Below are 26,220 nucleotides of genomic sequence, written 5' to 3'. Positions count from 1 at the left end.
ATCAGTGCACGTCTTTCCAGTATTCACGCTTGAGCAGGTAGGCGAACACAAAGAAGAACGCCAAGTACAGCAAGACGTAGGTACCGATGCGCTGATGTTGCAGCTTAACCGGGTTAGCCGAGTAAGCCAGGAAGGTTACCAGATTCTTGACCTTCTCATCGAACTGCTCTTCGTTCAGAGCACCGGATTTCGGCACGATGGTCAATTGATCGCACGCTTCATGAGTCAGCGGCGTACCGGTCAACGGATCATATTGCTTCTTGCCTTCTTCGACGATCTGCACCTGTTTGCAGCCCACCACTTGGCGACCTTGCAGGCCGACCAGTACGTTAGGCATGCCGACGTTCGGGAAGACCTTGTTGTTCACACCCCATGGGCGTGCCGGATCTTCGTAGAACGACTTCAGGTAACCGTAGAGCCAGTCGGTGCCACGCACGCGAGCCACCAGAGTCAGATCCGGTGGTGCTGCGCCGAACCAGGTTTTGGCGTCCGCCGGCTGCATGCCGATGGTCATGTGATCACCGATCTTGGCACCGGTGAACACCAGCTTCTCCAGCATCAGTTCGTGCGGCACGCCGAGGTCGTCGGCAACGCGCTCGTAACGCTGGAACTTGGCGCTGTGGCAACCCATGCAGTAGTTGGCGAAGGTGCGCGCACCGTCCTGCAAAGCAGCTTTATCGGAGACATCGATGTCGACTTTTTCCAGCTCCGCACCGTGTTCAGCAGCGAACGACAAGACAGGCAACGCAGCAAAAATCAGAGCAAAAAATAACTTTTTCATCAGCCAGTCACCCTTTCCGGAACCGGTTTGGTCTTCTCGAGCCTGGTGTAGAACGGCATCAGAATGAAGTAGGCGAAGTACAGGAAGGTGCAGACCTGCGACAGCAAGGTTCGCTCCGGCGTTGGCGCAAGCACACCGAGAATGCCGAGGATCACGAACGAAATGCAGAACACCACCAGCCAGATTTTGCTCATCCAGCCTTTATAGCGCATCGATTTGACCGGGCTTCGATCCAGCCACGGCAGCACGAACAGCACCGCAATCGCCGCGCCCATGGCGATAACGCCCATGAGTTTGTCGGGGATTGCCCGCAAGATTGCGTAGAACGGTGTGAAGTACCAAACCGGCGCAATGTGCTCTGGTGTCTTGAAAGGGTTAGCTTGCTCGAAGTTTGGTTTTTCGAGGAAGTAGCCGCCCATTTCCGGGAAGAAGAACACAATGAAGCAGAAGATAAACAGGAATACCACGACACCGACAATGTCTTTCACGGTGTAGTAAGGGTGGAAGGCGATGCCGTCCAGCGGGATGCCGTTTTCGTCTTTGTGCTTCTTGATGTCGACGCCGTCAGGGTTGTTCGAACCCACTTCGTGCAGCGCCAGAATGTGCAACACCACCAGACCGAGAATCACGATCGGCAGCGCAACAACGTGCAAGGCGAAGAAGCGGTTCAGGGTAATGCCGGAGATCAGGTAGTCACCACGAATCCACTGGGTCAGGTCGTTACCGATCACCGGTATCGCACCGAACAGCGAGATGATCACCTGGGCACCCCAGTAGGACATCTGACCCCATGGCAGCAGATAACCCATGAAGGCTTCGGCCATCAGCGCCAGGTAGATCAGCATGCCGAACACCCAGACCAGTTCACGCGGTTTCTGGTACGAACCGTAAAGCAAGCCACGGAACATGTGCAGATAGACCACGATGAAAAACGCCGAAGCGCCGGTCGAGTGCAGCAAACGCAGGATCGAGCCGTACTCGACGTCGCGCATGATGTATTCAACGGAAGCGAACGCTTCTTCTGCCGACGGCGTGTAGCTCATCGTCAGCCAGACACCGGTGACGATCTGATTGACCAGAACCAGCAGCGCCAGGGAGCCGAAGAAGTAGAAGAAGTTAAAGTTTTTTGGCGCGTAATACTTGCTGAGATGGTCTTCCCACATTTTCGTCGCGGGAAAGCGCGCATCAACCCAATCCATGAACTTGCTCATCACGCTTTCTCCGTATCGACGCCAATGACAATCAGGTCATCGGTCTCATAGGAATGCGGGGGAACTGGCAGGTTCAAAGGCGCAGGTTGCGACTTGTAGACGCGGCCAGCCAGATCGTAGTGGGAACCGTGGCAAGGGCAGAAATAACCGCCTACCCAGTCTTTACCCAGATCCGCAGGTGCCACTTCGGGACGGAAGGTCGGTGAGCAACCCAAGTGTGTGCAGATCCCGATCAGCAGCAGAATTTCCGGCTTGATCGATCGCACTTCAGGGTCGACATAGGTGGGTTGCGTGGAGTTTTTGGATTCAGGATCGGAGAGCTGGCCCTCGATCTTTTTCAGATTATCCAGGATTTCCTTGGTACGGCGGACAATGAACACCGGCTGGCCACGCCATTCAGCAATCATCTGCTGTCCTGGCTCGACTTTGCTGACATTCACTTTCACCGGTGCACCGGCGGCTTTCGCCTTGGCACTGGGAAACCATGACCCCACGAACGGGACCGCAGCCCCCACCGCTCCTGCAGCACCCACCACGGATGTGGCTGCTACCAAGAAGCGACGCCGGCCTGCATTCACGCCGTCATTGCTCATTCAGTCCTCTCCCATCAGCTTTTGTGGCCTGTTAAATCAGGCATCTACTAAATAAATCAATGTTACTTATAAAAATTTTGCCGAATGGTAATGAAAAGCCCCAATTCTGACAAGGGAATTACCCGGAGCTCTTACCCTCAAGCCTTGCAGTATAGGGGGTCTACGGAAGTGGCAAGTTGTCGCAGCGCAATTCTTTGATAAATTACAGGCATAAAAAAACGCCCGCTTCCGTGAGGAGGCGGGCGTTCTTTTTGAACGTGGAAGCGGAATTAACGCTTCGAGTACTGCGGACGCTTACGCGCTTTACGCAGACCAACTTTCTTACGTTCAACTTCACGGGCGTCGCGAGTAACGAAGCCAGCTTTGCGCAGAGCGCCACGCAGGGTTTCGTCGTAGTCCATCAGAGCGCGAGTGATACCGTGGCGGATTGCGCCAGCTTGACCACTTACACCACCGCCGATCACGGTGACGTAGATGTCGAACTTCTCGACAGTCTCAGTCAGCTCCAGCGGCTGACGAACTACCATGCGGGCAGTTTCGCGGCCGAAGAAGTTTTCCAGCGAACGGTTGTTGATGGAGATGTTACCAGTACCCGGACGCAGGAAAACGCGTGCGGTTGCGGTCTTGCGACGGCCAGTGCCGTAATTTTGAGTCGCCGACATAATGTACTATTCCGTTAAAACTTCAGTTCTTGGGGCTGCTGAGCAGTATGTGGGTGTGCAGCGCCCGCATAGACTTTCAGCTTACGGTACATGTCGCGACCCAGTGGGTTTTTAGGCAGCATGCCTTTAACCGCGGTCTCGATCACGCGCTCAGGGGCTTTAGCGATCAGCTTTTCAAAGTTGATCGACTTGATGCCGCCCGGGAAACCGGAGTGGGAGTAGTAGATTTTGTCAGTGGTTTTAGCACCGGTAACACGAATCTGCTCAGCGTTGATTACGACGATGTAGTCGCCGGTGTCAACGTGAGGAGTGTACTCAGGCTTGTGCTTGCCACGCAGACGGCTCGCGATTTCGGTGGCCAGACGACCCAGGGTCTGACCAGCAGCGTCGACGACAAACCAGTCGCGCTTTACTGTTTCTGGTTTAGCAGTAAAAGTTTTCATTCTTTATAGCCTCAGGGGCCGCCCTGTAAATTAGACGGCGGATCTTACTGAATAGTGCGTACTTTGACAAGTCAAAGGCAGCCGGATACAGACGCTTTCGGGGGCTCGGGTCGGCGCGTCCGTTCAACGGCAAGATTCTTCGGCGGCGGCGCATCACTTCCACTGCAGAAAGAGGTCGGCAATTATGCAGATTGCGAAAAATAATTCAACCTGCTTTTATGATTGTTTTGCCCAAGGAGTACCCGATGGACTATCGCCAGCTAGGCCGTACCGACCTGAACGTGAGCGCAATCTGCCTCGGCACCATGACCTGGGGCGAGCAAAACACTGAAGCTGAAGCCTTCGCCCAGATCGAACGCGCCAAGGAAGCCGGGATCAATTTCATCGACACCGCCGAGATGTACCCGGTGCCACCGAAAGCCGAAACCTACGCCACCACCGAGCGTTACATCGGCAATTATTTCAAAAGTCGCGGCGATCGTGCCGACTGGATCCTCGCCAGCAAGATCGCCGGCCCGGGCAACACCATCGACTACATCCGCGATAAAAACCTGCGCCACAACCGCCAGCACATCACCGCTGCGGTGGATGCCAGCCTCGAGCGCCTGCAGACCGATTACATCGATCTGTACCAATTGCACTGGCCAGAGCGCAGCACCAACTTTTTCGGACAGCTGGGCTACAAGCACAAGATCGAAGCCAATTTGACGCCGCTGGAAGACACTCTCGAAGCGCTCGACGAGCAAGTGAAGGCCGGCAAGATTCGCCACATCGGTCTGTCCAACGAAACGCCGTGGGGCACCATGCGCTTTCTCGCACTGGCCGAAGCCCGTGGCTGGCCGCGTGCGGTGTCGATCCAGAACCCGTACAACCTGCTCAACCGCAGCTTTGAAGTGGGTCTGGCGGAAATCGCCATCCGCGAACAGTGCGGCCTGCTCGCCTATTCGCCGCTGGCGTTTGGTTTTCTGTCAGGCAAGTACGAAGGTGGCGCACGTCCGCCGAAAGGCCGTCTGAGCCTCTATAGCCGCTTCAGCCGCTATTTCAATGCACAGTCGGAAGCAGCGTGCAGCCGTTATGTAGCGCTCGCCCGTGAGCACGGTCTGGATCCGGCGCAGATGGCGTTGGCGTTCGTGACCCAGCAACCGTTCGTCACCAGCAACATCATTGGCGCGACGACGCTTGAGCAACTGGACAGCAACATCGCCAGTTTTGATTTGAAGCTTTCCGATGAAGTGCTGGAAGGGATTGAGGCGATTCACAAGGATCATCCGAATCCCGCGCCTTGATCGATAGATAAACCGCCTTCGCGAGCAAGCCCGCTCCCACAGGAGATCACCGTACCTGTGGGAGCGGGCTTGCTCGCGAAGAGGTCTATCAAATCATCTCCGAAGCGGAACGCAGAGCGTCCCCGGCGGCATTCCCACGCAGAGCGTGGGAACGATCAAAACCTAGAGCGACCGCGCAATAATCTCTTTCATGATTTCATTGGTGCCGGCATAGATCCGCTGCACGCGCGCATCCGCCCACGCGCGGGCCACCGGGTATTCCCACATGAAGCCGTAGCCGCCATGCAGTTGCACGCATTCGTCGAGCACTCTGCATTGCAGGTCGGTGCCCCAGTATTTGGCCATCGCCGCCGTCGGCACATCCAGCTTGCCTTGCAGATGCAGTTCCAGACATTTGTCGACAAACACTCGGCCGATCTGAATTTCAGTGGCCATCTCGGCCAGTTTGAAGCGCGTGTTCTGGAAATCAGCAATCGCCTTGCCGAACGCCTTGCGATCACGGGTGTAATCCAGCGTCCATTGCAACGCTGCTTCGGCTGAGGCCAGACCGCCAATCGCCACCGTCAGGCGTTCCTGAGGCAACTCCTGCATCAGATAAGCAAACCCTGCCCCGGCCTGCCCCAGCAGATTTTCTTTCGGCACGCGTACGTCCTGGAAGAACAATTCCGACGTGTCCTGCGCCTTCATTCCTACCTTCTCGAGGCGTTTGCCCTTCTCGAAGCCCGGCGTATTCGCTTCGACCAGAAACAGGCTGGTGCCCTTGGCGCCGGCCTTGGGATCGGTCTTGGCAACGACGATCACCAGATCCGCGAGGAAGCCGTTGGTGATGAAAGTTTTCGAACCGTTGATCACGTATTCATCGCCGTCGAGCACGGCGCTGGTCTTCACGCCTTGCAGGTCGGAGCCCGCGCCAGGTTCGGTCATGGCGATGGCGGTGACCATCTCGCCGGAGACCAGTTTCGGCAAGTATTTGTGTTTCAGCGCTTCACTGCCGTAATGCAGGATGTACGGCGCGACAATGTCCGAATGCAGCGAGAAACCGATGCCGGTCAGGCCCAGCCGGCCGACCTCCTCGATCACCACGGCGCTATAGAGAAAGTCCGCCCCCAGCCCGCCGTATTCTTCCGGCAGGTGCGAGCAGAGCATCCCCGCCTCCCCGGCCTTGTTCCACAGCTTGCGGTCGATGTGGCCTTGTTTCTCCCACTGCGCATGGAACGGCACGGCCTCTTTTTCGAGGAAGGTTCGTACGCTGTCGCGGAATAATTCGTGCTCGGAGCTGAACAAGGTTCTGGGGATCATGCGGCACCTTTCTTTCTTGTTGGAGGGAGATGACCCTCAGAGACTATGCCTCCCCTCCGACACAGGACACTGGACACATCCGACAAAAAATAAGACGATCCAGCCGTCTGGTGACCACTTTCCCTTATAAAAACAAAACAAAAGTTGAATTATGTCCAAGCAAGTCTCCACGCCCTTGCGGCGCGTCAGCATCCTGGCTATCGACCGGGTTTTCGCCTTCACCCTCATGCAAGCCAAGGATTTTTTCCATGTGGCGAGCCTGCGCTACGGCAAACAACTGGGCCACGGCCTGACACCGGCGTTTGAAACGCGCATCGTCAGCCCCGACGGCAAACCGGTAACAAGCTTCAGCGATGTGGTGATCCCCGTCGACGGTGGTCTGGAAAACACCGATATCATCATCCTCCCGGCGTTCTGGGATGACTTCGAAACCCTGTGCACCCGTTACCCGCAAATCATGCCGTGGCTGCGTGAGCAACATGCTCGCGGCGCTGTGCTCTGCGGCGAAGCCACCGGGGTGTTCTGGCTGGCCGAAGCCGGGCTGCTGAATGGCAAGGAGGCGACCACGTACTGGCGCTTCTTCAACGCCTTCGCCGAACGCTTCCCCAAGGTGCACCTGAATCAGGACAAGCACCTGACCGACGCCGACAACCTGTATTGCGCTGGCGGCACCACGTCGGCCTGCGACCTCTACATCTACTTGATCGAGCGTTTCTGCGGAGCCAATGTGGCGCAGGCTGTGGCCCGCGATATTCTTTACGAAGTGCAGCGTAACTATTCGCCGGGGCGCATTGGTTTTGGCGGGCAGAAGCTGCATCAGGACGTGATCATCCTGCAGATCCAGCACTGGCTCGAAGAACACTTCGCCGACAAATTCCGCTTCGAAGATGTGGCGCGCGAGCATGGCATGAGCATTCGCAATTTCATGCGCCGCTTCCAGACTGCGACTGGCGACAAGCCGTTGCATTACCTGCAGCGGCTGCGCATCGAGACGGCGAAGGGCTTGTTGTCCGGCAGCCGCAAGAGCATCAAGACCATCAGTTATGAAGTCGGTTACGACGACGCGAGCTTCTTTGCGCGGTTGTTCCGTCAGCACACCGAGCTGTCGCCAAATCAGTATCGGCAGCAGTTTCAGCAAGCTGCCTAACCCTCCCCCCCATGATCGTTCCCACGCTCTGCGTGGGAATGCTGCCAATGGACGCTCTGCGTCCGCCCCGGAATGTGACGCGGAGCGTCACGGTATGCATTCCCACGCGGAGCGTGGGAACGATCAAGATCGCAGCCTGCGGCAGCTCCTACAGAATGGCGTACACCTGTAGGAGCTGGCGAAGCCTGCGATCTTTTGATTCTTCAGCGCATAAAAAAGGGCCTGCAATTGCAGGCCCTTTTTATTTGCCGAAATCCGCTTAAGGCTTGTGCGCCCGCGACAGGAATTCGTGCGATTGCATTTCCAGCAGACGGCTCAGCGTTCGCTGGAATTCGAAATTCAAACGGCCGCCGGTGTACAGATCCTTCAGCTCGACTTCAGCGGAAATGATCAGCTTGACGTTACGGTCATAGAACTCGTCGACCATGTTGATGAAGCGGCGAGCGATGTCGTCGGTGGTGACGCTCATCTGCTCGACACCGCTGAGCAGCACGGCGTGGAAGATCTTGCCCAGTTCGATGTAGTCGTTCTGGCTACGCGGGCCGTCGCACAGTTCGCGGAAATCGAACCAGGCCACGTCGTCGCAAGTACGCAGTGCGCGGATCTCGCGGTTCTCGATCATCAGCACGTCGTTCTCGACCGCTGCCGTGCATTCCGGCGTCAGCGCACGGAAGCTCTTACGCAGGCTTTCGTGGGACGCTTCGTCGAGCGGGAAGTGGAACAGCTCCGCTTGTTCGAGGTGACGCAGACGATAGTCGACGCCGCTGTCGACGTTGACGATTTCGGTGTTCTGCTTGATCAGCGCAATGGCCGGCAGGAAGCGCGCGCGTTGCAGACCGTCCTTGTACAGACCGTCCGGGACGATGTTCGACGTCGCGACCAGAGTCACGCCATTTTTGAAGAGTTCTTCCATCAACGTGCCGAGGATCATCGCGTCGGTGATGTCGGAAACGAAGAATTCATCGAAGCAGATCACTCGCGACTCGTCGGAGAAACGCTTGGCGATGATGGTCAGCGGATTTTTCTCGCCGCCGAGGGTTTTCATCTCTTCGTGCACGCGCTTCATGAAGCGGTGGAAGTGGGTACGGGTCTTTTCCTTGAACGGCAGCGCTTCGAAGAAGGTGTCGACCAGGTAAGTTTTGCCGCGACCGACGCCGCCCCAGAAATACAGGCCCTTGACCGGCGTCTGATCCTTTTTGCCAAACAGTTTGCTCAGCAGGCCTGGCTTGTTCTGATCAGCCGCGATCAGATCGTCGTACAGACGCTGCAAATGACGCACAGCAGTTTCCTGCGCGGCATCATGGAAGAAGTCCGGGCGTTTCAGATCAGCTTGGTATCGTTCTAGGGGCGTCATAATTCGTTAGCAAGGCAACAAAAACGGGCCGTCACTGTAGCGATGGCCCGGAGGAATGGCAATCGGCCCTTGGTCGGGCCGTGCCGCCGATTAGTCTTGAACCGGGGTCAGCGCGACGCGCAGCGCCTCGATGGCCGCATCGCGAGCCGCCGCGTCGGCGAACGCCGGGCTGTCGCCCACGCACTCGCCTTCGAGCCAGACGCTGAAGCTCAGGTCTTCGCTGCGTACGTCCAGCGCCTGACCCGATTGCAGTTGCTTGGTCACCTGCCCTGCGGCTTTGCCGTCGGCGAAGTTGCGCGACAGCAGCAATTGCTCGCCATCGGCCGCCAGCAGACGGAAACGGAAGCTGCCGTCGTCTTCACGGAAGCTGACGAAACGCGCGGCTTTCGCGGCTTTCTTCTTGGTGGTTGCGGCAACCTGAACCTGATTGACGAAAGAACGCAGGCCAACGGCTTCGCGCAATTCGTTGAGGAACGGCGTCGCCACAGCACGGGCCTTTTTCGCACCGATCTGCAGGATATCTTCCAGATCCGCCGGACGTTCGATCAACTGGTGATACTTCTCGCGCGCTTCGCCGAGATCGTTGTCGAGCAACTGGAACAGACGGCTCTTCGCCTCGCCCCAACCCAGACCGCCCAACAGTTCGCTGCGGAATTCGTCAGCCTGCGCCGGTGTGGCAAACGCCTGGAACAGCGTAAACAGGTGCGAATTGTCCGGATCCTTGGCTTCGCCTGGCGCTTTGGAGTCGGTGACGATCCGCGAGATCGCGTCCTTCATCTCTTTGGCGCTGGAGAACAACGGGATGGTGTTGTCGTAGCTCTTCGACATCTTGCGACCGTCGAGGCCCGGCAACGTCGCCACGCTTTCTTCGATCAGCGCTTCGGGCATGGTGAAGAATTCTTTGCCCTGACCGAACAAGTGGTTGAAACGCTGGCCGATGTCGCGGGCCATCTCAACGTGCTGGATCTGGTCACGACCGACCGGCACCTTGTGCGCGTTGAACATCAGGATGTCCGCCGCCATCAGCACCGGGTAGCTGTAGAGGCCCATGGTGATGCCGGCGTCCGGGTCTTCACCGGTTTCAACGTTCTTGTCCACCGAGGCCTTGTAGGCGTGCGCGCGGTTGAGCAGGCCCTTGGCGGCGACGCAGGTCAGCAGCCAGGTCAGCTCAGGGATTTCCGGGATGTCGGACTGGCGGTAGAAGGTCACGCGGTCGACATCGAGGCCACCGGCCAGCCAGGTCGCGGCGATTTCCAGACGCGAGCGCTGGATGCGCAGCGGGTCATCGCATTTGATCAGGGCGTGGTAGTCGGCCAGGAAGTAGAACGAATCGGCATTGCTGTCGCGGCTGGCGAGGATCGCCGGGCGGATGGCGCCGGCGTAGTTGCCCAGGTGCGGCGTGCCGGTGGTGGTGATGCCGGTGAGGATACGGGTACGGTTCGTCATGGGTAATCGCTTGTCAGACTGCAATCAATTCGAGAGACGCGGCAGGATCAGATCCTTGAGATCGGTCAGCTTGCCATGAAAAAAGTGTCCGCATTCTGCCACTTTCAGCAGCTCATGGGGGCGCTGGAGTTGTTCCGACCAGTCGTAAACCAATTGCGGATCGATGACTTCGTCGGTTTCCGGCTGGATCACGGTGAGTTCGCCCTGCTGCGGCAGTTGATCCTGCTCGCCAAGACGCATGACCGCCGGGGCGACCATGAACAGGTGCTTGAGCTGCACGCCTTGGGCTTCAAGACGACCGCCGAGACTTGCTGCAACAAATCCGCCGAAGGAGAAACCGAACAGGGTCAGCGGCAGCTCCGGGTGTTTTTCACGCAGCCATGCCGCAGCCGTCTGGGCATCATCGACTTCACCGGTGCCCATGTCGTGGGAACCTTCGCTGGCGCCGACGCCGCGATAGTTGAAGCGCAAGGTAATCAGGCCGGCGTCGCGCGCGGTGCGCTGCAGGGTCGAGACGACTTTGTTGAGCATGGTGCCGCCCTGCACCGGGTTCGGGTGGCAGATCAGCGCGATGCCGCGCGGCTGCTCGTTATCGAGGTACAAGGCTTCGATTTGGCCGACTGGGCCGGCAATCACTACAGGGGTTTCACGCATCAGCAAGGAAGGAACTCCGTGACCTCGAATCGGGTCGACTCGTCTAGCAAATTGTCTGTGCCAATCTATTGCGAGTGAATCGCGGTATACAGCGCAGGTTCGAGCCGTTAACGTAAAGCAAAGCCGTTTATAGAGGAAGGACTCGTGGAACACTCGCTCTTAGTTTGGTTGTTACCGACTCTTGCCCTGGTTGTGGGTGTCGCCATTGGATTCCTGATCGCGCGCGTTGCGCCGAACGCCGCGCCGAGCCGTACGCAGCGTCAACTGGATGATATCCAGGAGCGCTTCGACAGTTATCAAAACGAGGTGGTCACCCACTTCAACAGCACCGCGATGCTGGTCAAGAAACTGACCCAGAGCTATCAGGAAGTGCAGGATCACCTCGCCGAGGGCGCCAACCGTCTGGCCCTGGACGAGCAAACCCGCCAGCGCCTGATGGCCGCCCTGCACGCCGATGCGGCGCAGGCACCACGCGAACGCCTGACGCCACCGCACAACAATCAAGAACCGCCGCGTGACTACGCACCAAAAACCCCGAACGCGCCGGGCATGCTTGATGAGCACTATGGTTTGAAGAAGTAAGCAGTCTTCGCTGCAAACCAAAAGCCCCCGGACAGTGAAGTGTTCGGGGGCTTTTTTGTGTCTGGGGATGTGTGTTGACTTTTAGGGCCTCTTCGCGAGCAAGCCCGCTCCCACAGGGGAACGCATTTCCAATGTGGGAGCACCAGGGTTTGAAGAAGTAAGCAGTCTTCGCTGCAAACCAAAAGCCCCCGGACAGTGAGGTGTTCGGGGGCTTTTTTGTGTCTGGGGATGTGTGTTGATTTTTAGTTCCTCTTCGCGAGCAAGCCCGCTCCCACATTTGGAATGCATTCCCCTGTGGGAGCGAGCCTGCTCGCGAAGGGGGCGGCACAGGCCACGAAAAAAAATGCCCGATCACCGGATCGGGCATTTCTTCATTCAGGCAATCGCTTACGGATATTGCTGAACCGTGCCCGGCTGCTGTTGCTGCGGCGCACCATACTGCTGACCCGGAATCGCCTTCAGGTTGACTTCAACCCGACGGTTCTGCGCACGGCCATTGACGTCGCCGTTGCTCGCAATCGGATTATCCGGGCCGGCACCGCGCGCCGACAGGTTGGCACCGCTGACGCCTTGCGAGGTCAGGTAAGTCGCCACGCTCTGTGCACGACGCTGCGACAGATCCATATTGTGCTGGCGGCTGCCGGTGCTGTCGGTGTAGCCGACGATCTCGATCTGGTTCTGACTGAATTCCTTCAGCGAACTCGCGAGGTTGTTCAGTGGCTGATAGAAGCTGGAAGCGATGTTCGCCGAATCGGTGGCGAACGTGATGTTGCCCGGCATGATCAGTTTGATCTGATCGCCCTGACGCTGCACTTCAACGCCGGTGTTGGCCATGCTCGCGCGCAGCTTCTTCTCTTGCTGGTCAGCGTAGTAACCGTAACCGGCGGCAGAAGCACCGACCACGGCCGCGCCGATCAGCGCGCCTTTGCCACGGTTGTCGTGGCCGATGGCGGCACCGGCCAGTGCGCCGGCGAGTGCACCGAGGCCACCGTATTTGGCGGTTTTGCTCATTCCTTGGGAGCCACTGTCGGCCTGGCCCTGATTGTCATACGGGTTAGGCGAGGCGCAGCCGGACAGCAAGGCCACGGCAGTAGCGACAATAATCAAACGACGCGTGGTGAACATGAAGAGCTCCTACTTTTGCATTCTGTGGTGCAACGGCCATTGGCAATCGCCCGTGCGGGCGTTGGATCATGACAATGCACAAAAATTCCGCAGCAGACCCGTGACAAAATATTTAGGCCCGCACAAACGGGTTTTCGCGCATCTCATCCCCCAGACGCGTGTCTGGGCCATGCCCGGTCACGACAGTCGCGTCCTCGTCCAGCGTGTATAGCCGCTGCTTGATCGACCGCACGATGGTCGCCTGATCGCCGCCCCACAAATCCGTGCGCCCTACGCCGCGACGAAACAGCGTGTCGCCGGCAATCAACAGCTTAGCCTCGGAAAACCAAAAGCTCATGGAACCGGGCGTATGCCCCGGCGTATGCAACGCCACGCCGCAGCCGCAGGCGAGTTCTTCGTCGTCGCTCAACCAGCGATCTGGCGACGGTACCGGCGTGTACGGCACGCCGAACATCTGGCATTGCATCTCAAGGTTGTCCCAGAGGAACTGATCTTCTTTGTGCAAATGCAGAGTCGCGCCGGTTTTCTCTTTCATCTGCCCCGAAGCGAGGAAGTGATCGAGGTGCGCGTGGGTGTGGATGATGCTGACCACTTTCAGCCCATGCGCATCGAGGCGCGCCATGATCAGATCGGGATTGCCGCCCGGATCGACGACGATGGCTTTCTTGGTGATCGGATCGCCGATGATCGTGCAATTGCACTGCAAAGGACCGACGGGGAAGGTTTCGCGGATGAGCGCTGGGGCTGGAACGGTCATGGGAAATCCTGAGCAATGGCTCGAAAACGGCCGATGCCGGATGTTACCGTCGCTAGACCCTTAACCCCAACTCCTTCGCCCGCGCCACCGCTTGCGTGCGCCGCTCGACCCCCAACTTGCTGTTGATATGACTGGCGTGGGTTTTCACGGTGTGCAGCGAGATAAATAACTGCTCGCTGATTTCCTGATTAGAACAGCCTTGGGCGATCAGGCGCAGCACGGCCAGTTCGCGGCTGCTGAGTTGTTCTGCTGCTGAGCATTCGGCCACGGCACGGACAGCAACATGCGGCATGTGTCCGAGTAACTGCTGACCGACAAGGGTCGACGCGATCGGCGCCAATTGGGCGCGCAGCCAGTCGGTGTGTCCTTTGATCAATGCATCGAAAGGCTGCAGCACGCCGCCGGTCGCGGCTTCCAGCGCCTGACTCAACGCCTTGCGCGCTTCCGGCTCGCGTCCACCGGCCAGCAGCAAAGCCACTTTCTGTGTCAGCGCCATCACACTGAGCAACTGCCGCCCGGTTTGCTGCCCGTTCTCGTGCAACACGTTCAAGCGCCCTTCGGCGAGCATCGGCTGGCCCTGAATCAGGTCGAGCAACGCCTGCTGCAATTCAACGTGTAACGGCAGTTGTGGATGAAACTCCGGTGGCGCGGCCGCGCGTTCACCGGTGTAAGTCTGGCCCAGGCGCGCCAGCCAGGCCTCGGCGAGATCGGTGCGGCCCTGCGCCAGCCACAGCTCGCATTTGACCAGGGTAATCATCGCCAGATAGTAGATCGGCGGCACGTCCCAGATGTGCATCAGCCGTTCGGCTTCAGAGAGTTCAGCGAAGGCTTTGGCGAATTCGCCGGTGGAACCGTCCAGCCGCGCTATCACGCAATGGCCGATCAACACGCTGATATCACGACAGGCGCGCGCCTCGCCGATGCCGGCCAACAACCGCGTGCGGGCGACTTGCGGCTGCAAGCGCATCGCTAACAGAAAACCTTCGTATAACGTCAGCCGTGCGCGCACCGCGTACAGACGTTGCGGCGACAGACCGCGCAAGCGCTCCAACCCTTGATGCACTTCATCCAGCGCCCGCAAAATTTCGCCACGCGCCTGCAACACGCGAGCGCGATCGTAATGCGCCAAGGCTTCGAACAACGGATTGCCGACACGCTGCGCCAGCTCCAGCGATTCACGGTTGAGCCCACGGGCGCGCCACAGATCACCGTCGGCAATCGCCAGATTGGACAGCGTCGACAAGCACATCAGACGCTGGCCATAACGCTTGGCCGGCAGGCTTTCCAGCGCTTCGCTGCAATATTTCAGGGTCAGTTCACGATGGCCGCGCCCGCGAGCGATGATCCCGCTCAGCGCCAGCCATTGCGCCAGCATCGACTTTTGCGCGGTGGCTGAGGGGGCCGGCAGGAAGCGGCTCAAATGGCTGGAAAGTTCTTCGGCAGCATCGAGCTGACACGCCAGCCCCAACGCCCAGCTGTACAGCACGATCAGCCGTGGCGTGCTGATCAGCAGGCTGTCAGGCAAGTCCATTTTCCAGCGCAGCAGCATGCCGACGTTTTGCTCGGCCAGCAGTTGTTCTTCGGAGAGGTTCTGTACCAGATTCGCCGCGACATCGAGGTGGCCGGCGCGCAACGCCTGCTCCACCGCTTCATCGAGCAAGCCCTGAGCATTGAACCAGCGACAAGCGCGCAAGTGCAGCGTCGCGGTCGGCACCATGGCGTGTGCAATCGGGCGGCTGCGCAACAGATCGGAGAACAAATGGTGATAGCGATACCAGTGACCGTGCTCGTCCAGCGGCACCAGAAACACCTGATGCGCCTGCAGAAAACGCAGAATCTCGGCGCTGTCATGGGCTTCGCGCACGGCGTCGCACAGCTCGCTGCAAAAACGTTCTTGCGGCGCGGTGTCGTAGAGAAAGGCCTGCACTTCGGCCGGCAGGCAATCGATGACTTCTTCGAGCAGATAATCGCGGATCAGCCCTTCCCCGCCGTTCAGCGCTTGCGGTAACGCGGCATCGTTGCCAGCTTCGGCCACCGCGAGCAGCCAGAAGCGCAGCCCGGCAACCCAGCCTTCGCTGCGTTGAATCAGACTCTCCAGTGCTTCGCCGCGCAATGAGCTGCTGTGGCGATCGAGCAAAGTCAGGGCTTCGTCGTGGGTCAGGCGCAGATCCTGTTCATGCAGTTCAAGCAACTGACGGGACAGGCGCAAACGCGCCAGATGCCAGTCCGGCCGCTGGCGACTGGTGACCATCACCAGCAAGCCGTCGGGCAAATGATTGAGGAAAAATTGCAGGCAACGGTCGAGCACCGGGCCTTGGGCGAGATGGTAATCGTCGAGCACCAGCAGCAACGGTGTCGCGGTATCGAGGTGCAGCGCCAACTCATCAAGCAAGCCGTCGAGCCATTCTTCAAAGGCAAACGGCTGATGGCGCTGACGCATTTTCAGCAGCCCCAATGCGCGGCTGCCCACTTGGGGAAAGTAGTCCTGCAGGCCTTCGAGCAAACGTTCGAGAAAGCGCCCGGGGTCGCTGTCTCGCGGGCTCAGGCCCAGCCACAGACTTTGCCAGTGCGCCGGCAGGCTCTGACAGAACTCCACCGCCAGCGAACTCTTGCCGAACCCGGCCGGTGCGCTGACCAGCAACAATCGCCCGCCGAGCCCGGCTTGCAGGCGTTCGCACAGGCGTGGTCGCAAGACGTAGCCGTCGGGCAACGGTGGACGGAAGAAACGCCCGTCCAGTGCCGCGACGGCAACGCTTGCGGGACCCGGAAGTGGGGACAGATCAGTCATGGCCGGCTCTTGTTTGAATGGCTATTGGCGGCGTTGCAGATGTCCGCAGACTAGCCTTAAACGTACCGGTAATGAAGGTTGCTGCTACAAATGGCTACAAAAGTCTTTCCAGAATGCGCCATCCGCCCCGTATTTAGACCTGTAGGAGCTGCCGAAGGCTGCGATCTTTTGATCTGCTGTGGCTTTTGATTTGGCTTCAGATTTTCGCCCCCATCGGCAGGCCGAGCGTAGGTGTTCATCCGGGGCAGGCGCGCAGCGCCGTGCGGCGCAGCCGCATACATCGAGAGGAGGTGCAGCGAAGCAAACCGTAGGCGATGCCCCCGGATGAACACCGTAGCGAGGGAACACTGAGCCTAAGCGAAGTGCCGTACGCCGGGGGCAAAGCCTTTTGGTTCCTTTTTGGCGTTTGAAAAAGGGACTCGCTGTAAGAGCGAAACCGCCAGAAGCCCCAACCGCAGCAACGGATATGCCCCCAAAACCCACGGCCCAAACAAAAGATCAAAAGATCGCAGCCTTCGGCAGCTCCTACAAAAGCAATTCAGAGGAGCCGCGAAAAGCGCAAAAAAAAACGCCCCGAACCAGTCGGGGCGTTTTTACGAGGATGCGGCCTCGGGTTTACTGCGGTTTAGCGAACGCCATCCTGGCGCAGAGCGGCCGGGGTGAAATCGCTGGTGGTGGCAGTGAAGCCGAAGTCATACGCCTGCTTCTCTTCGTTCTTCATGCCCAGTGCCAGGTAACGGCCGGACTGCAGGTCGTAGAGAGTTTCCAGGGCATACCACGGCACTTGCTTGTCGTAGTAGTCCTCGGCATGCGCCTCGGCTACGCGCCACAGTTGGCCACGACCGTCGTAATGGTCGATGACCGCTGCTTGCCAGGTGTCTTCGTCGATGTAGAAGTCACGTTTGGCGTAGATGTGACGCTGACCTTCCTTCAGAGTCGCCACCACGTGCCAGACGCGACGCAACTCGTAACGCGCCAGATCCTGATTGATGTGACCGGCCTTGATGATGTCGGAATACTTCAGCTTCGGATCGTCGAGCTTGTAGCTGTCGGAAGCGATGTACATCTCTTTCTTGCCTTCGAGTTTCCAGTCGTAACGATCCGGCGCACCGTTGAACATGTCGAGGTTGTCGGAGGTACGCAGGCCATCTGCCGCAGTACCCGGGCCGTCATAGGACACTTGTGGCGCACGGCGTACGCGACGTTGACCGGCGTTGTAGACCCACGCCGAACGTGGCTCTTTAACCTGGTCGAGGGTTTCGTGCACCAACAGCACACCACCGGCCAGACGCGCAGGTGCGGTCACTTTCTGCTTGAAGTAGAACAGGATGTTGCCCGGGTTTTTCGGGTCGTAGTCCTTCATCTTGTCGCGGAACACGAACTGATCCTGGAAGTACACCAGGCTGTACGAGCCGTTCGGTTGCGGCGTGGCCTGGGTTACCAGACGGGTCACGCTGCCGCCGCGATAGCGGGTGATGTGGTTCCAGATGACTTCCACACCGCTTTTCGGAATCGGGAACGGTACTGCGGTTTCGAAGTTTTCCAGACCGTTGCCGCCGGACACCAGATTGGTGTTGGTGGCGTTTTTCTTGATGGCGGCGAACACGTCATCCGGCACAGTCGCGCCACGGTGGGACGGGTACACCGGCATCTTGAAGGTGTCCGGGTAGCGCTTGAACATCGCGTACTGCCCCGGCGCCAGTTTGTCCTTGTACTTGTCGACGTCCTTGGCGGTGATGGTGAACAGCGGTTGCTCACTGGCGTAAGGGTTGGACAGGAATCCGCGTGCATCGACGCTGCCGGCATTTTTCGGCAACGGCTTCCACGCCGGGATCGAACCGTCAGCGTTACCGGCCATTTCCGCGCCCATTGGCGTCAGGCTTTTACCCAGTTTGTCGGCTTCGGCAGCCGGGACGGCCGCCATCACACCGGTCGCCAGCAACGACAGACCCAGAACACCTGCGTGGAACAGACTCTTTGTTATTTTCATAAATTCGTTCGTCCTGAAAATGCAGTGCTTAGAAGTTCACGCCGAAGCTGAGCGCAACGAAGTCGCGGTCGTCCACAGTGGTGTACTTGCCGTCAAAGAAGTTGGTGTAAGCCAGGCTGGCGGTGTAGGTGTTCTGGTATTCAGCGTCGACACCGAGGCTGACCGCTTTGCGACCTTCCTCGAAGTTACCGCCAGGGCCTGGCGAGTAGCCGCTGACGTCGTGCTGCCAAGCCACGTTCGGCTTGAGGTTCACACCGGCGAATACGTCGTTGTATTCCCAGATGGCACGACCACGGTAGCCCCACGACGTCGCAGTGGTGAAGCCTTCGTTGGTGCAGTTGCGGCTGCGGTTGTTCTGCGGCGAACCCGGGCCGGCACCGTTGATGGTGCTGGCGTTGAGGATGTTGGCGCAGGTGTCGATGCCGCCAGTCGCTGGCAGCTCACCCGGGCCGTAGACCGGATCACGGCCATAACGAACATCAGAAGTGCTTTCCAGGCCGCCAACGTGGGTCACGCCGACTTCACCCACGACGGTCAGACGGCTGGCGCCCATGACCTGATCGAAGAAGTGCGTCAGGGTGGTCTGGAACTGCGTCACTTCCTTGCGACGGTAGCCATGCAGATCCTGACCCGGAACGCCGTTGAGCAGCGAAGCGTTGGTCAGTGCGCCGCCCAGCGGACGTACACCGGCGAACAGGATGTCGGTGGAGTTCAGTTGTACCGGTGCATTCGGACGGTAGCTGATCTCACCGCTCCACGCGGTACCGGTAGGCAGAGTGGTGGAGAAGCTCAGACCATAAAGACGGATGTCTTCCGGATACTCAACGAAATACTCCGAGTTACCCGCGACCAACAGCGGCGCAAGTGCCGCGAACGGGCCTGGCAGCGCACGTGCGGTGTTGTATACCGATTGTGGCGCACCCGTGGCGCTGAAGATCGGCGCACGGCTGTGGTAGTTCATGAAGTAGGCGCCGAACTCGGTATCGATCGGGTCGTACATGTACTTGAAGGACGCGCCCCACTGGCCGCTGTCGCGCGCATCACGGTCGCCGCCACGGCGCACCAGAACGCCTTCCTCGTTGACGTCAACGCCAGCGCCGGCCAATGGCCCCAAGGCAACCGCCGGAATCTGCGAACGCTTGTTCAGTAAGCGCAGGTTGTTGTCGCAGCCATCGGCAATGATGTCGGGTTGCGAGAAGAACGTGCCGCAGTTGTCGACAACGGTCTGATCCCATTCCAGCTGATAGAACGCTTCGGCCGAGAGGTTTTCGGTCAGGCTCTGCGAGACGTAGAACATGTTGACCGGAATCAGGCCTTCCTTGATTTCGGCACCCGGACGGCGGAACGCGGACACGTCGATCGGGTTGATCGAGTTGATGCCGCCGCCGATGAAGGTACTTTCACCCCAGCTCACCACCTGCTTGCCCAGACGTACGGAGCCCGGCTGATCGGCGATCGAGTAGTTGTGGTAGACGAAGGCGTCGAGGATCTGCCCGCCGGAGGACTTCGCGCCTTCCTTGCGGTTGTTGTCAGAGATGTCCTTGAACTCACGGCTTTCGTCTTTGAGTTCGAAGTCGTACCAGTATTTGCCACGGACGAACACGCCGGTGTCGCCGTACTTCAGTTCAAGGTCATGGATGCCCTTGAAGATTTTCGAGAAGGTTTCGCCGCTTTTGAAGTTGGCGTGACCGTCATCGGAAGTCTGCGACAGGCCGTGGCCGCCGTTGTTGACGCCGATAAGGTTCTTGTTCGGGCTCTGAGTAGACCAACTGGCACCGAGCGACAGGGACGAGTCGAACTGACCCTCGATTTCACCGACGTTGAAACTGACGCCGAATGCGGGCCCGGCGAGCGAAGAGGCAAGACTGACCGCCAGAGGCAGTTTCGCCCGGCGCCAGAACTGGTTTACTGAGGTCATCGACGCTACTCCATGTGCATTATTGTTATGGCAGTGAGTACTTTTAAAAACGCTGTGGAGGGCCGGGCGCCAAGGCTGCCCGAAATCACTCCAAAGTTGCTCGCCCCAATCTGTGCGTGTGCTCCGTTCTTAAAAATCCTTGAACGGACTATATCCAGCAGGGGGTACTGCTTGATCCCTCTAAAGTGTGATTTGCAGTGAGCAACCACTCTGGAACAGTCCTTTCGCCAGTCCGACACGCGTCGGCACGGCAAGGATGGCTGATTTTTTTGATTTCACAAGCCAAGCGCTTGCTTGGTGGGGCTGGCGCGCCGTTTTCGGCGCGCCAGAAGACACTCAAAGTGTCGAGAGGAAGGTGCTGTTATTGGCCTGCCATTCGGTGATGTCGAGGCGGATGCGCTTCTTGTCGAGCTTGCCAACGCTGGTCTTGGGAATTTCGGTAACAAGGGCGATCTGACTCGGGATCGCCCACTTGCTCAGGTGGCCCAATTCCACGAACGGCTTGAGGTGTTCCTTGAGCTCACGGGCCCCGATCACGTGCCCTTCGCGGATCACCAGCAGTGCAAACGGGCGCTCGCCCCACTGCGGATCAGCGATGCCGACCACTGCTACTTCGCGTACCGCGACGTGACGGCTGATCAAATCTTCGAGGTCCAGCGAGGAAATCCATTCGCCGCCAGTCTTGATCACGTCCTTGATGCGATCGCGGATGTCGATCACGCCCATGCTGTCGAGTGTGGCGACGTCGCCGGTGTGCAGCCAGCCGCCGGCCCAGAGCTCAGCGCCCTTTTGTGGCTCGTTGAAATAACCTTCGGTGAGCCATGGCGCACGCAGCACCAGTTCGCCCTGGGTCTCGCCGTCAGCCGGAAGGAAATTGCCTTCGGCGTCGACAATCGCCGCTTCTACCAGCGGCCCCGGCACACCGGCCTTGATCCGGTAAGTGGTGCGCTCGTCTTCGCTGCCGGCCATCAATTCATCATTGAGGTGTGCGCAGGAAACCAGCGGACCGGTTTCCGACATGCCGTACGCGGCCGTCAGTTGAATGCCGCGCGCCTTGGCGGTTTCGTACAGCGAGCGATTGAGCGCACTGCCGCCGATGACGATCTTCCAGCCGCCAAAATCGGTGCCCTGCGCGCCTTTGGCGTTGAGCAGCATTTGCAGAATGGTCGGCACACAGTGGGAGAACGTGACCTTCTCCTTGCGCCACAACTCCACGAGATATTCCGGATCGTAGCGCCCCGGATAAACCTGTTTCAGCCCGAGCATGGTCGCCACATAAGGCAGGCCCCAGGCGTGGACGTGGAACATCGGCGTGATCGGCATGTACACATCGTTGGTGCCGAGCAGGCGCACGCTGTCGATGGAACCCATGATCGTCGACACGCCCATGGTGTGCAGCACCAATTGCCGATGGGTGAAGTACACGCCTTTCGGGTTGCCGGTGGTGCCGGTGGTGTAGAACGTGGTCGCGACGGAATTTTCGTCGAAATCCTGGAAATCGTACTGCGGGCTCGCAGCGGCCAGCAGTTGCTCGTACTCGCCGACCAGATTCGGCAAGTCGGCGGTTTTTTCCGGCAGATCAGTCAGCAGCAAGGTCTTCTCGACCGTGGTCAGGTGCGGCGCGATTGCTTGATAAAGGCCGACGAACTCGCTGTTGACCAGCACAAAGCGGTCTTCGGCGTGGTTCATGGTGTAGAGGATCTGTTCCGGCGACAGGCGCACGTTGATCGTGTGGATCACCGCACCGATCATCGGAATCGCGAACATGCATTCCAGGTAACGATGGCTGTCCCAATCCATCACCGCAACAGTGTCACCGGCCTTCACACCGGCCGCTGTCAGCACGTTGGCCAGCCGCGCAACACGCTCGATCAGGGTCGGGTAGCTGTAGCGAATCTGGTCACGGTAGATGATCTCGCGGGTTTTCTCGTAACGGGCGCCGGACATCAGCAGCCGTTTGATCAGCAATGGATACTGGTAGGCCCCATCGGCCGGGGGAATGACGCGAGTCTGCAACATATGAATCCCTTTTCTGGCTGCACGGTGTTGGCATAGAGATTTGTACTCTAGAACCCTTATACGCCAGCCAAATCAGCCAAAGGAATGATTTGCAGAGCCGTACAAATGCTAGCTTTGCGCCAGCATTTGCCGACTTTCGTCCCAGGTCAGGCCGTTTGCCCTACAGCCTCCTCGGAAGGTGTCCGTGGGAATACGACTGCTGCAAGGAAGGTCAACGCGCCGAAACCCGCGAGAATCAAGTACAGGCCTACAAAACCATGGCGCGGTTCAACATAGGAAATCAGCGGAATCGCCGTCGCACTGGCGCCGAACGATAAGCAGTAACGCAGGGCGAACACCCGTGATTGCCACTGCGGGGCGACGAAGTTGGCGACCATCGCATCATTGACTGTTACCTGACCAAACACCACAAACATGAACGCTGCGCCGAGGGCGATCACCGCCCAGCCGTCGGCATAGGCCAACGCAAACAACAGCGGTGCCTGGCACAACGTCAGGACAACAAACGGCCATTTCAGGCTGAGCCGATGCAACACACGACCAATGCTCAATTGCGCAATCGCACCGAAGGCATAGGCCAGACTGACCACCACGCCGAGGGTTTGCGGCGAGGCGAACAGCTCATGCAAACGTTCCTGAAACAGCTTCGGATAGGTCATGGTGGTGGCGTTGAACACCACGCCGCCGGTGGCCGTGGCCAACGCCAGCACGCCGAAAACCATCACCATCGAGATGCGCTGACCGGCGGCGCCTTTGAGTGGCGTGTGCGGGCGCTTCGGAATCGGTTCCTCACGCACCTGCAAGGCGAAGCCAAAACCCAGCACAATCGCCACTGCGCCCGGTATCAGAAACGCCGAGCGCCAGCCGAACTGCGCCACCAGCAAGCCGGTGATCAGCGCCGAAAACGCCACGCCCAGATTGCCCCACATGCCGTTGATGCCAATTTCGCGGCCACGATTTTGTGCGTAGGCCACCAGCATTGCTGTGCCGACCGGGTGATAAATCGCCGCGAAAATACCGATCAGGGTCAGGCCAATCACCAGCATGCTCGGGCTGTTGCTCAGCCCGGTGAAGATCGCCGAAGCGCCGATACCGAAGAAAAACACTAGCATCATCTGCCGTCGACTCCAGTGATCGCCGAGCCAGCCGGCGGGCAGCGAACAGGCGCCGAAGGCGATGAATCCTCCCAACGACAGGCCGATCAGCGTGGCGTAATCGAGGCCGAAAGCCTGAGTCATACCGAGCACGGCGGCGGGAAAAATCAGCATGAACATGTGATCGATCACATGGGCGGCGTTGATGTAGCGAATGACATTGCGGGATTGATTCATGGCGGCACGCTTTACGTTGTTGTGTGCCGTTTATGCTAGGTTGGCCGTAAAGCGCATTCCTGCCAAGCAAGTCATCGAATCAGACATGTTGATCAGCCATTTCGAACACGGCCCGGTGAGTGCCTACCCCCGGGATTATCTGGACGGCGCCCACCAGCCGCTCCACCTGCATCGCGAGGCGCAGTTGTTGTACGCGGTCAGCGGGATCATGCGCGTGGTCACGGAATCGGGTGCGTGGGTGATTCCGCCGAGTCGCGCGGTGTGGATTCCACCCGAGGTGGCGCACGAGATTTTCATGAGCGGCGATGTGCAGATGCGCTCGCTGTTCATCGCGCCAGAATTGTCACCCGCCAGCCTGCAACAGTGCTGCGTATTGGCGGTGACACCGTTGCTGCGCGAGCTGATTCTGCGTGCCGTGCAAGGGCCGCCGCACGCCGACAACCCGCTGATTCAGCAGTTGATGCTGGAAGAACTCGCCAGTCTGGAAAACCTGCCGCTGCACATCCCGATGCCCAGCGACCGGCGTCTGCAAAACATCTGTCTGGCACTGCTGCACACCCCCGATCATGCCAATACCCTGGAAGACTGGGCGCAGCAGGTCGGCGCCAGCTCACGGACGTTGGCACGGCTGTTTCAGCAACAGTTGCAGATGAGTTTCAACGCCTGGCGCCAGCAACTGCGCCTGATGGAAGCCCTGCCACGTCTGCTCGCCGGGGACAGCGTGCAGCGTGTGGCGCGGGATCTGGGTTACGGCAGCGCGCGGGCGTTCAGCGCGATGTTTCGCCGTTTACTTGGGGAAAATCCCCGTGATTACCTCAACAACCTGAGCAAACTCAGCGAGCTTGTGTAAGACCCTGTGGGAGCGAGCCTGCTCGCGAAAGCAATCTTCCAGTCATCTGTGATATCGACTGATCCGACGCCTTCGCGAGCAAGCTCGCTCCCACAGTTTTGAATGGTGTTTCTGCAATCAATGCATCTCGGTAAACGCGATTTTCACGCCGAGAGCAATCAGCACCGCGCCCATGGTGCGGTCAAACCAGTGGCCCATACGGGCAAAACCGGCGCGTACACGTTGTTGGCTGAACAGCATCGCCACCAGGCAAAACCACACGGCCGTCGCGACCGCCAGATAAATCCCGTAACCGGCCTGCACCGACAGCGGCGTGTGCGGGTTGATCACCACGGTGAACAGCGACAGGAAGAACAGCGTGGCTTTCGGGTTGAGGCCATTGGTCACGAAACCTGAAGTGAACGCGCCGCGAGCCGTGCGTACGCCGGCTTCTTTGTGCAGATCGTCGGTGACGGTTTTCGCCGGTTGCGCGCGCAAGGCCTTGAAGCCGATGTACAGCAGATAAGCCGCCGCCGCCCATTTCAACGCGTTAAACAGCACGATCGATTGCGACACGATCAGGCCGATGCCGAGCAACGAATAACCGACGTGGAGGAAAATCGCCGTACCGACACCGAGTGCCGTCCAGGTACCGGCGCGACGCCCGTGGGTCACGCTTTCGCGCACCACCACGGCGAAGTCCGGGCCGGGGCTGGCGACGGCCAGCAGGTGGATCAGTGCAACGGTCAAGAACTCGGTCCAGTACATGGGGGCTCCTCTGAAATTGATCAGGCAAATTGGATTCACTGTATAGATGCGGCTCCTTGTGGGAGCGGGCTTGCTCGCGAATGCGGGGTGTCAGGCAAACTCTATTCGCCTGACACGCCCCCTTCGCGAGCAAGCCCGCTCCCACAGGTATTGCGAGTACCTATGGCACTGAGTAACCAATTGTTTCATCTGGTAGGCTCGGCAGATTACGCCCAACGCTCAAAGCCTAAAAGGTACAGTTGATGACGAACACGCGCCGCGCCGTATTCCTTGATCACCCGTCGCTCGATCTTGGCGACCTCGACCTCAGTCCGTTGCGCGAGTGTTTCAGCGATCTGCAACTGTTCGCCCAGACCCTGCCCGAGCAAGTCAGCGAACGCCTGCAAGGCGCCACCGTGGCCATTTCCAACAAGATCCTGATCGACGCCGCCGCGATGGCCGCCAACCCCGATTTGCAGCTGATCCTGATCACCGCCACCGGCACCAACAACGTCGACCTCGCCGCCGCCCGCGCTCACGGCATCACCGTGTGCAACTGTCAGGGTTACGGCACGCCGTCGGTGGCGCAACACACGATCATGCTGCTGCTCAACCTCGCCACGCGTCTGGCCGATTATCAGAAAGCCGTCGGCGAAGGTCGCTGGCAGCAGGCGAAACAGTTCTGCCTGCTCGACTATCCGATTGTTGAACTGGAAGGCAAAACCCTGGGTTTGCTCGGTCACGGCGAACTCGGTGGCGCGGTGGCGCGACTGGCCGAAGCCTTCGGCATGCGCGTTTTGCTCGGACAGATCCCCGGGCGCCCTGCCCGCCCGGATCGTCTGCCGCTGGAGGAACTGCTGCCGCAAATCGACGCCCTCACCCTGCACTGCCCGCTCAACGAACACACCCGCCACTTCATCGGTGCCCGCGAACTGGCGTCGATGAAACCCGGCGCCTTCGTGGTCAACACCGCGCGTGGCGGTTTGATCGATGAACAGGCGTTGGCCGATGCGCTGCGTAATGGCCACCTTGGCGGCGCGGCGACGGATGTGTTGAGCGTCGAGCCGCCGACTCAAGGCAATCCGCTGCTGGCCGCCGACATTCCACGTCTGATCGTCACGCCGCATAACGCTTGGGGCAGTGTTGAAGCGCGCCAGCGAATCGTCGGTCAATTGACCGAAAACGCTCAGGCGTTCTTCAGCGGTAAGGCGCTGCGGGTCGTCAGTTGATAAACTGCGGCACTTTTTTTTGAGGAGCA

Annotated in this window: 22 protein-coding genes; 5 read left to right on the top strand and 17 right to left on the bottom strand. The window is 59.1% G+C overall.

Features of this window, described 5'->3' with window-relative positions:
* Position 1 precedes the first annotated feature (1 nt).
* The 5 genes from KFS80_RS18610 to rplM all read right to left on the bottom strand — a co-directional run bounded on the left by KFS80_RS18610 (position 2) and on the right by rplM (position 3,690).
* Positions 2-781, bottom strand: coding sequence for a cytochrome c1 (locus KFS80_RS18610; protein WP_212545536.1), 780 nt, complete (start codon positions 779-781; stop codon positions 2-4).
* On the bottom strand, positions 781-1,992 hold the full coding sequence (locus KFS80_RS18605; protein WP_016985147.1) for a cytochrome b: 1,212 nt from the start codon (positions 1,990-1,992) through the stop codon (positions 781-783). The genes KFS80_RS18610 and KFS80_RS18605 overlap by 1 nt, the downstream gene beginning before the upstream one ends.
* Positions 1,992-2,585 (bottom strand): ubiquinol-cytochrome c reductase iron-sulfur subunit, encoded by a 594-nt coding sequence (gene petA, locus KFS80_RS18600; RefSeq protein WP_053123662.1) that lies wholly within the window; start codon positions 2,583-2,585, stop codon positions 1,992-1,994. The genes KFS80_RS18605 and petA overlap by 1 nt, the downstream gene beginning before the upstream one ends.
* A gap of 269 nt (positions 2,586-2,854) precedes the next feature.
* On the bottom strand, positions 2,855-3,247 hold the full coding sequence (rpsI, locus tag KFS80_RS18595; RefSeq protein ID WP_008080273.1) for a 30S ribosomal protein S9: 393 nt from the start codon (positions 3,245-3,247) through the stop codon (positions 2,855-2,857).
* Between the two features lie 14 nt (positions 3,248-3,261).
* Complete coding sequence (gene rplM / locus KFS80_RS18590; RefSeq protein WP_019693576.1) at positions 3,262-3,690, bottom strand: 50S ribosomal protein L13; 429 nt, start codon at positions 3,688-3,690, stop codon at positions 3,262-3,264.
* A gap of 245 nt (positions 3,691-3,935) precedes the next feature.
* Between rplM and KFS80_RS18585 the strand changes: the two genes are divergently transcribed.
* Positions 3,936-4,976 carry an NADP(H)-dependent aldo-keto reductase gene (locus tag KFS80_RS18585; RefSeq protein WP_008080271.1) on the top strand — a complete coding sequence of 347 codons (1,041 nt, stop codon included), beginning with the start codon at positions 3,936-3,938 and terminating at the stop codon, positions 4,974-4,976.
* A gap of 162 nt (positions 4,977-5,138) precedes the next feature.
* On the opposite strand, the gene KFS80_RS18580 is transcribed toward KFS80_RS18585, so the two are convergent.
* The gene (locus tag KFS80_RS18580) at positions 5,139-6,275 is read right to left on the bottom strand and encodes an acyl-CoA dehydrogenase family protein (RefSeq protein ID WP_212545535.1); all 1,137 of its coding nucleotides are present in this window, start codon (positions 6,273-6,275) and stop codon (positions 5,139-5,141) included.
* Positions 6,276-6,525: 250 nt separating this feature from the next.
* Here KFS80_RS18580 and KFS80_RS18575 point away from each other — a divergent pair, with 250 nt between their 5' ends.
* Positions 6,526-7,422, top strand: a complete 897-nt coding sequence (locus tag KFS80_RS18575) for a GlxA family transcriptional regulator (RefSeq protein WP_212545609.1) — start codon at positions 6,526-6,528, stop codon at positions 7,420-7,422.
* 259 nt (positions 7,423-7,681) lie between these two features.
* Here the strand turns inward: KFS80_RS18575 and zapE are convergent, their stop codons facing one another.
* The 3 genes from zapE to KFS80_RS18560 all read right to left on the bottom strand — a co-directional run bounded on the left by zapE (position 7,682) and on the right by KFS80_RS18560 (position 10,876).
* Positions 7,682-8,776: a cell division protein ZapE gene (gene zapE, locus KFS80_RS18570; RefSeq protein WP_053123668.1), complete on the bottom strand. Its 1,095-nt coding sequence runs from the start codon at positions 8,774-8,776 to the stop codon at positions 7,682-7,684.
* A gap of 90 nt (positions 8,777-8,866) precedes the next feature.
* Complete coding sequence (locus KFS80_RS18565) at positions 8,867-10,222, bottom strand: tryptophan--tRNA ligase (RefSeq protein ID WP_212545534.1); 1,356 nt, start codon at positions 10,220-10,222, stop codon at positions 8,867-8,869.
* A gap of 24 nt (positions 10,223-10,246) precedes the next feature.
* A complete protein-coding gene (locus tag KFS80_RS18560) occupies positions 10,247-10,876 on the bottom strand; it encodes an alpha/beta hydrolase (protein WP_212545533.1) in 630 nt (209 codons plus the stop codon).
* 144 nt (positions 10,877-11,020) lie between these two features.
* On the opposite strand from KFS80_RS18560, the gene KFS80_RS18555 reads away from it, so the two are divergent.
* A complete protein-coding gene (locus KFS80_RS18555) occupies positions 11,021-11,458 on the top strand; it encodes a Z-ring associated ZapG family protein (RefSeq protein ID WP_053123671.1) in 438 nt (145 codons plus the stop codon).
* 387 nt (positions 11,459-11,845) lie between these two features.
* Here the strand turns inward: KFS80_RS18555 and KFS80_RS18550 are convergent, their stop codons facing one another.
* The 7 genes from KFS80_RS18550 to KFS80_RS18520 form a co-directional block, all read right to left on the bottom strand.
* Positions 11,846-12,583, bottom strand: coding sequence for a YiaD family glycine zipper/OmpA-like lipoprotein (locus KFS80_RS18550; protein ID WP_212545532.1), 738 nt, complete (start codon positions 12,581-12,583; stop codon positions 11,846-11,848).
* 112 nt (positions 12,584-12,695) lie between these two features.
* Positions 12,696-13,340 carry an MBL fold metallo-hydrolase gene (locus KFS80_RS18545; protein WP_053123676.1) on the bottom strand — a complete coding sequence of 215 codons (645 nt, stop codon included), beginning with the start codon at positions 13,338-13,340 and terminating at the stop codon, positions 12,696-12,698.
* 52 nt (positions 13,341-13,392) lie between these two features.
* A complete protein-coding gene (locus KFS80_RS18540) occupies positions 13,393-16,128 on the bottom strand; it encodes a winged helix-turn-helix domain-containing protein (protein ID WP_212545531.1) in 2,736 nt (911 codons plus the stop codon).
* A 625-nt stretch (positions 16,129-16,753) separates the two neighbouring features.
* Positions 16,754-18,118 carry a DUF1329 domain-containing protein gene (locus KFS80_RS18535; protein WP_053123680.1) on the bottom strand — a complete coding sequence of 455 codons (1,365 nt, stop codon included), beginning with the start codon at positions 18,116-18,118 and terminating at the stop codon, positions 16,754-16,756.
* A 28-nt stretch (positions 18,119-18,146) separates the two neighbouring features.
* Positions 18,147-20,036 carry a DUF1302 domain-containing protein gene (locus KFS80_RS18530; protein ID WP_212545530.1) on the bottom strand — a complete coding sequence of 630 codons (1,890 nt, stop codon included), beginning with the start codon at positions 20,034-20,036 and terminating at the stop codon, positions 18,147-18,149.
* A gap of 336 nt (positions 20,037-20,372) precedes the next feature.
* On the bottom strand, positions 20,373-22,055 hold the full coding sequence (locus KFS80_RS18525) for a fatty acid--CoA ligase (protein WP_159814639.1): 1,683 nt from the start codon (positions 22,053-22,055) through the stop codon (positions 20,373-20,375).
* Positions 22,056-22,201: 146 nt separating this feature from the next.
* Positions 22,202-23,386, bottom strand: a complete 1,185-nt coding sequence (locus KFS80_RS18520) for an MFS transporter (protein WP_053123686.1) — start codon at positions 23,384-23,386, stop codon at positions 22,202-22,204.
* 85 nt (positions 23,387-23,471) lie between these two features.
* Between KFS80_RS18520 and KFS80_RS18515 the strand changes: the two genes are divergently transcribed.
* A complete protein-coding gene (locus KFS80_RS18515; RefSeq protein ID WP_053123688.1) occupies positions 23,472-24,236 on the top strand; it encodes an AraC family transcriptional regulator in 765 nt (254 codons plus the stop codon).
* Between the two features lie 117 nt (positions 24,237-24,353).
* Here the strand turns inward: KFS80_RS18515 and KFS80_RS18510 are convergent, their stop codons facing one another.
* Positions 24,354-24,983, bottom strand: coding sequence for a LysE family translocator (locus tag KFS80_RS18510; RefSeq protein ID WP_053123690.1), 630 nt, complete (start codon positions 24,981-24,983; stop codon positions 24,354-24,356).
* Between the two features lie 242 nt (positions 24,984-25,225).
* Between KFS80_RS18510 and KFS80_RS18505 the strand changes: the two genes are divergently transcribed.
* The gene (locus KFS80_RS18505) at positions 25,226-26,191 is read left to right on the top strand and encodes a 2-hydroxyacid dehydrogenase (protein ID WP_212545529.1); all 966 of its coding nucleotides are present in this window, start codon (positions 25,226-25,228) and stop codon (positions 26,189-26,191) included.
* The last annotated feature ends 29 nt before the right edge of the window (positions 26,192-26,220 follow it).

The organism is Pseudomonas rustica (assembly GCF_018336155.1).
Taxonomy (GTDB): domain Bacteria; phylum Pseudomonadota; class Gammaproteobacteria; order Pseudomonadales; family Pseudomonadaceae; genus Aquipseudomonas; species Aquipseudomonas rustica.
The sequence above is the reverse complement of the archived record's forward strand: the minus strand, read 5'-3'. Positions and strand labels throughout refer to the sequence as shown.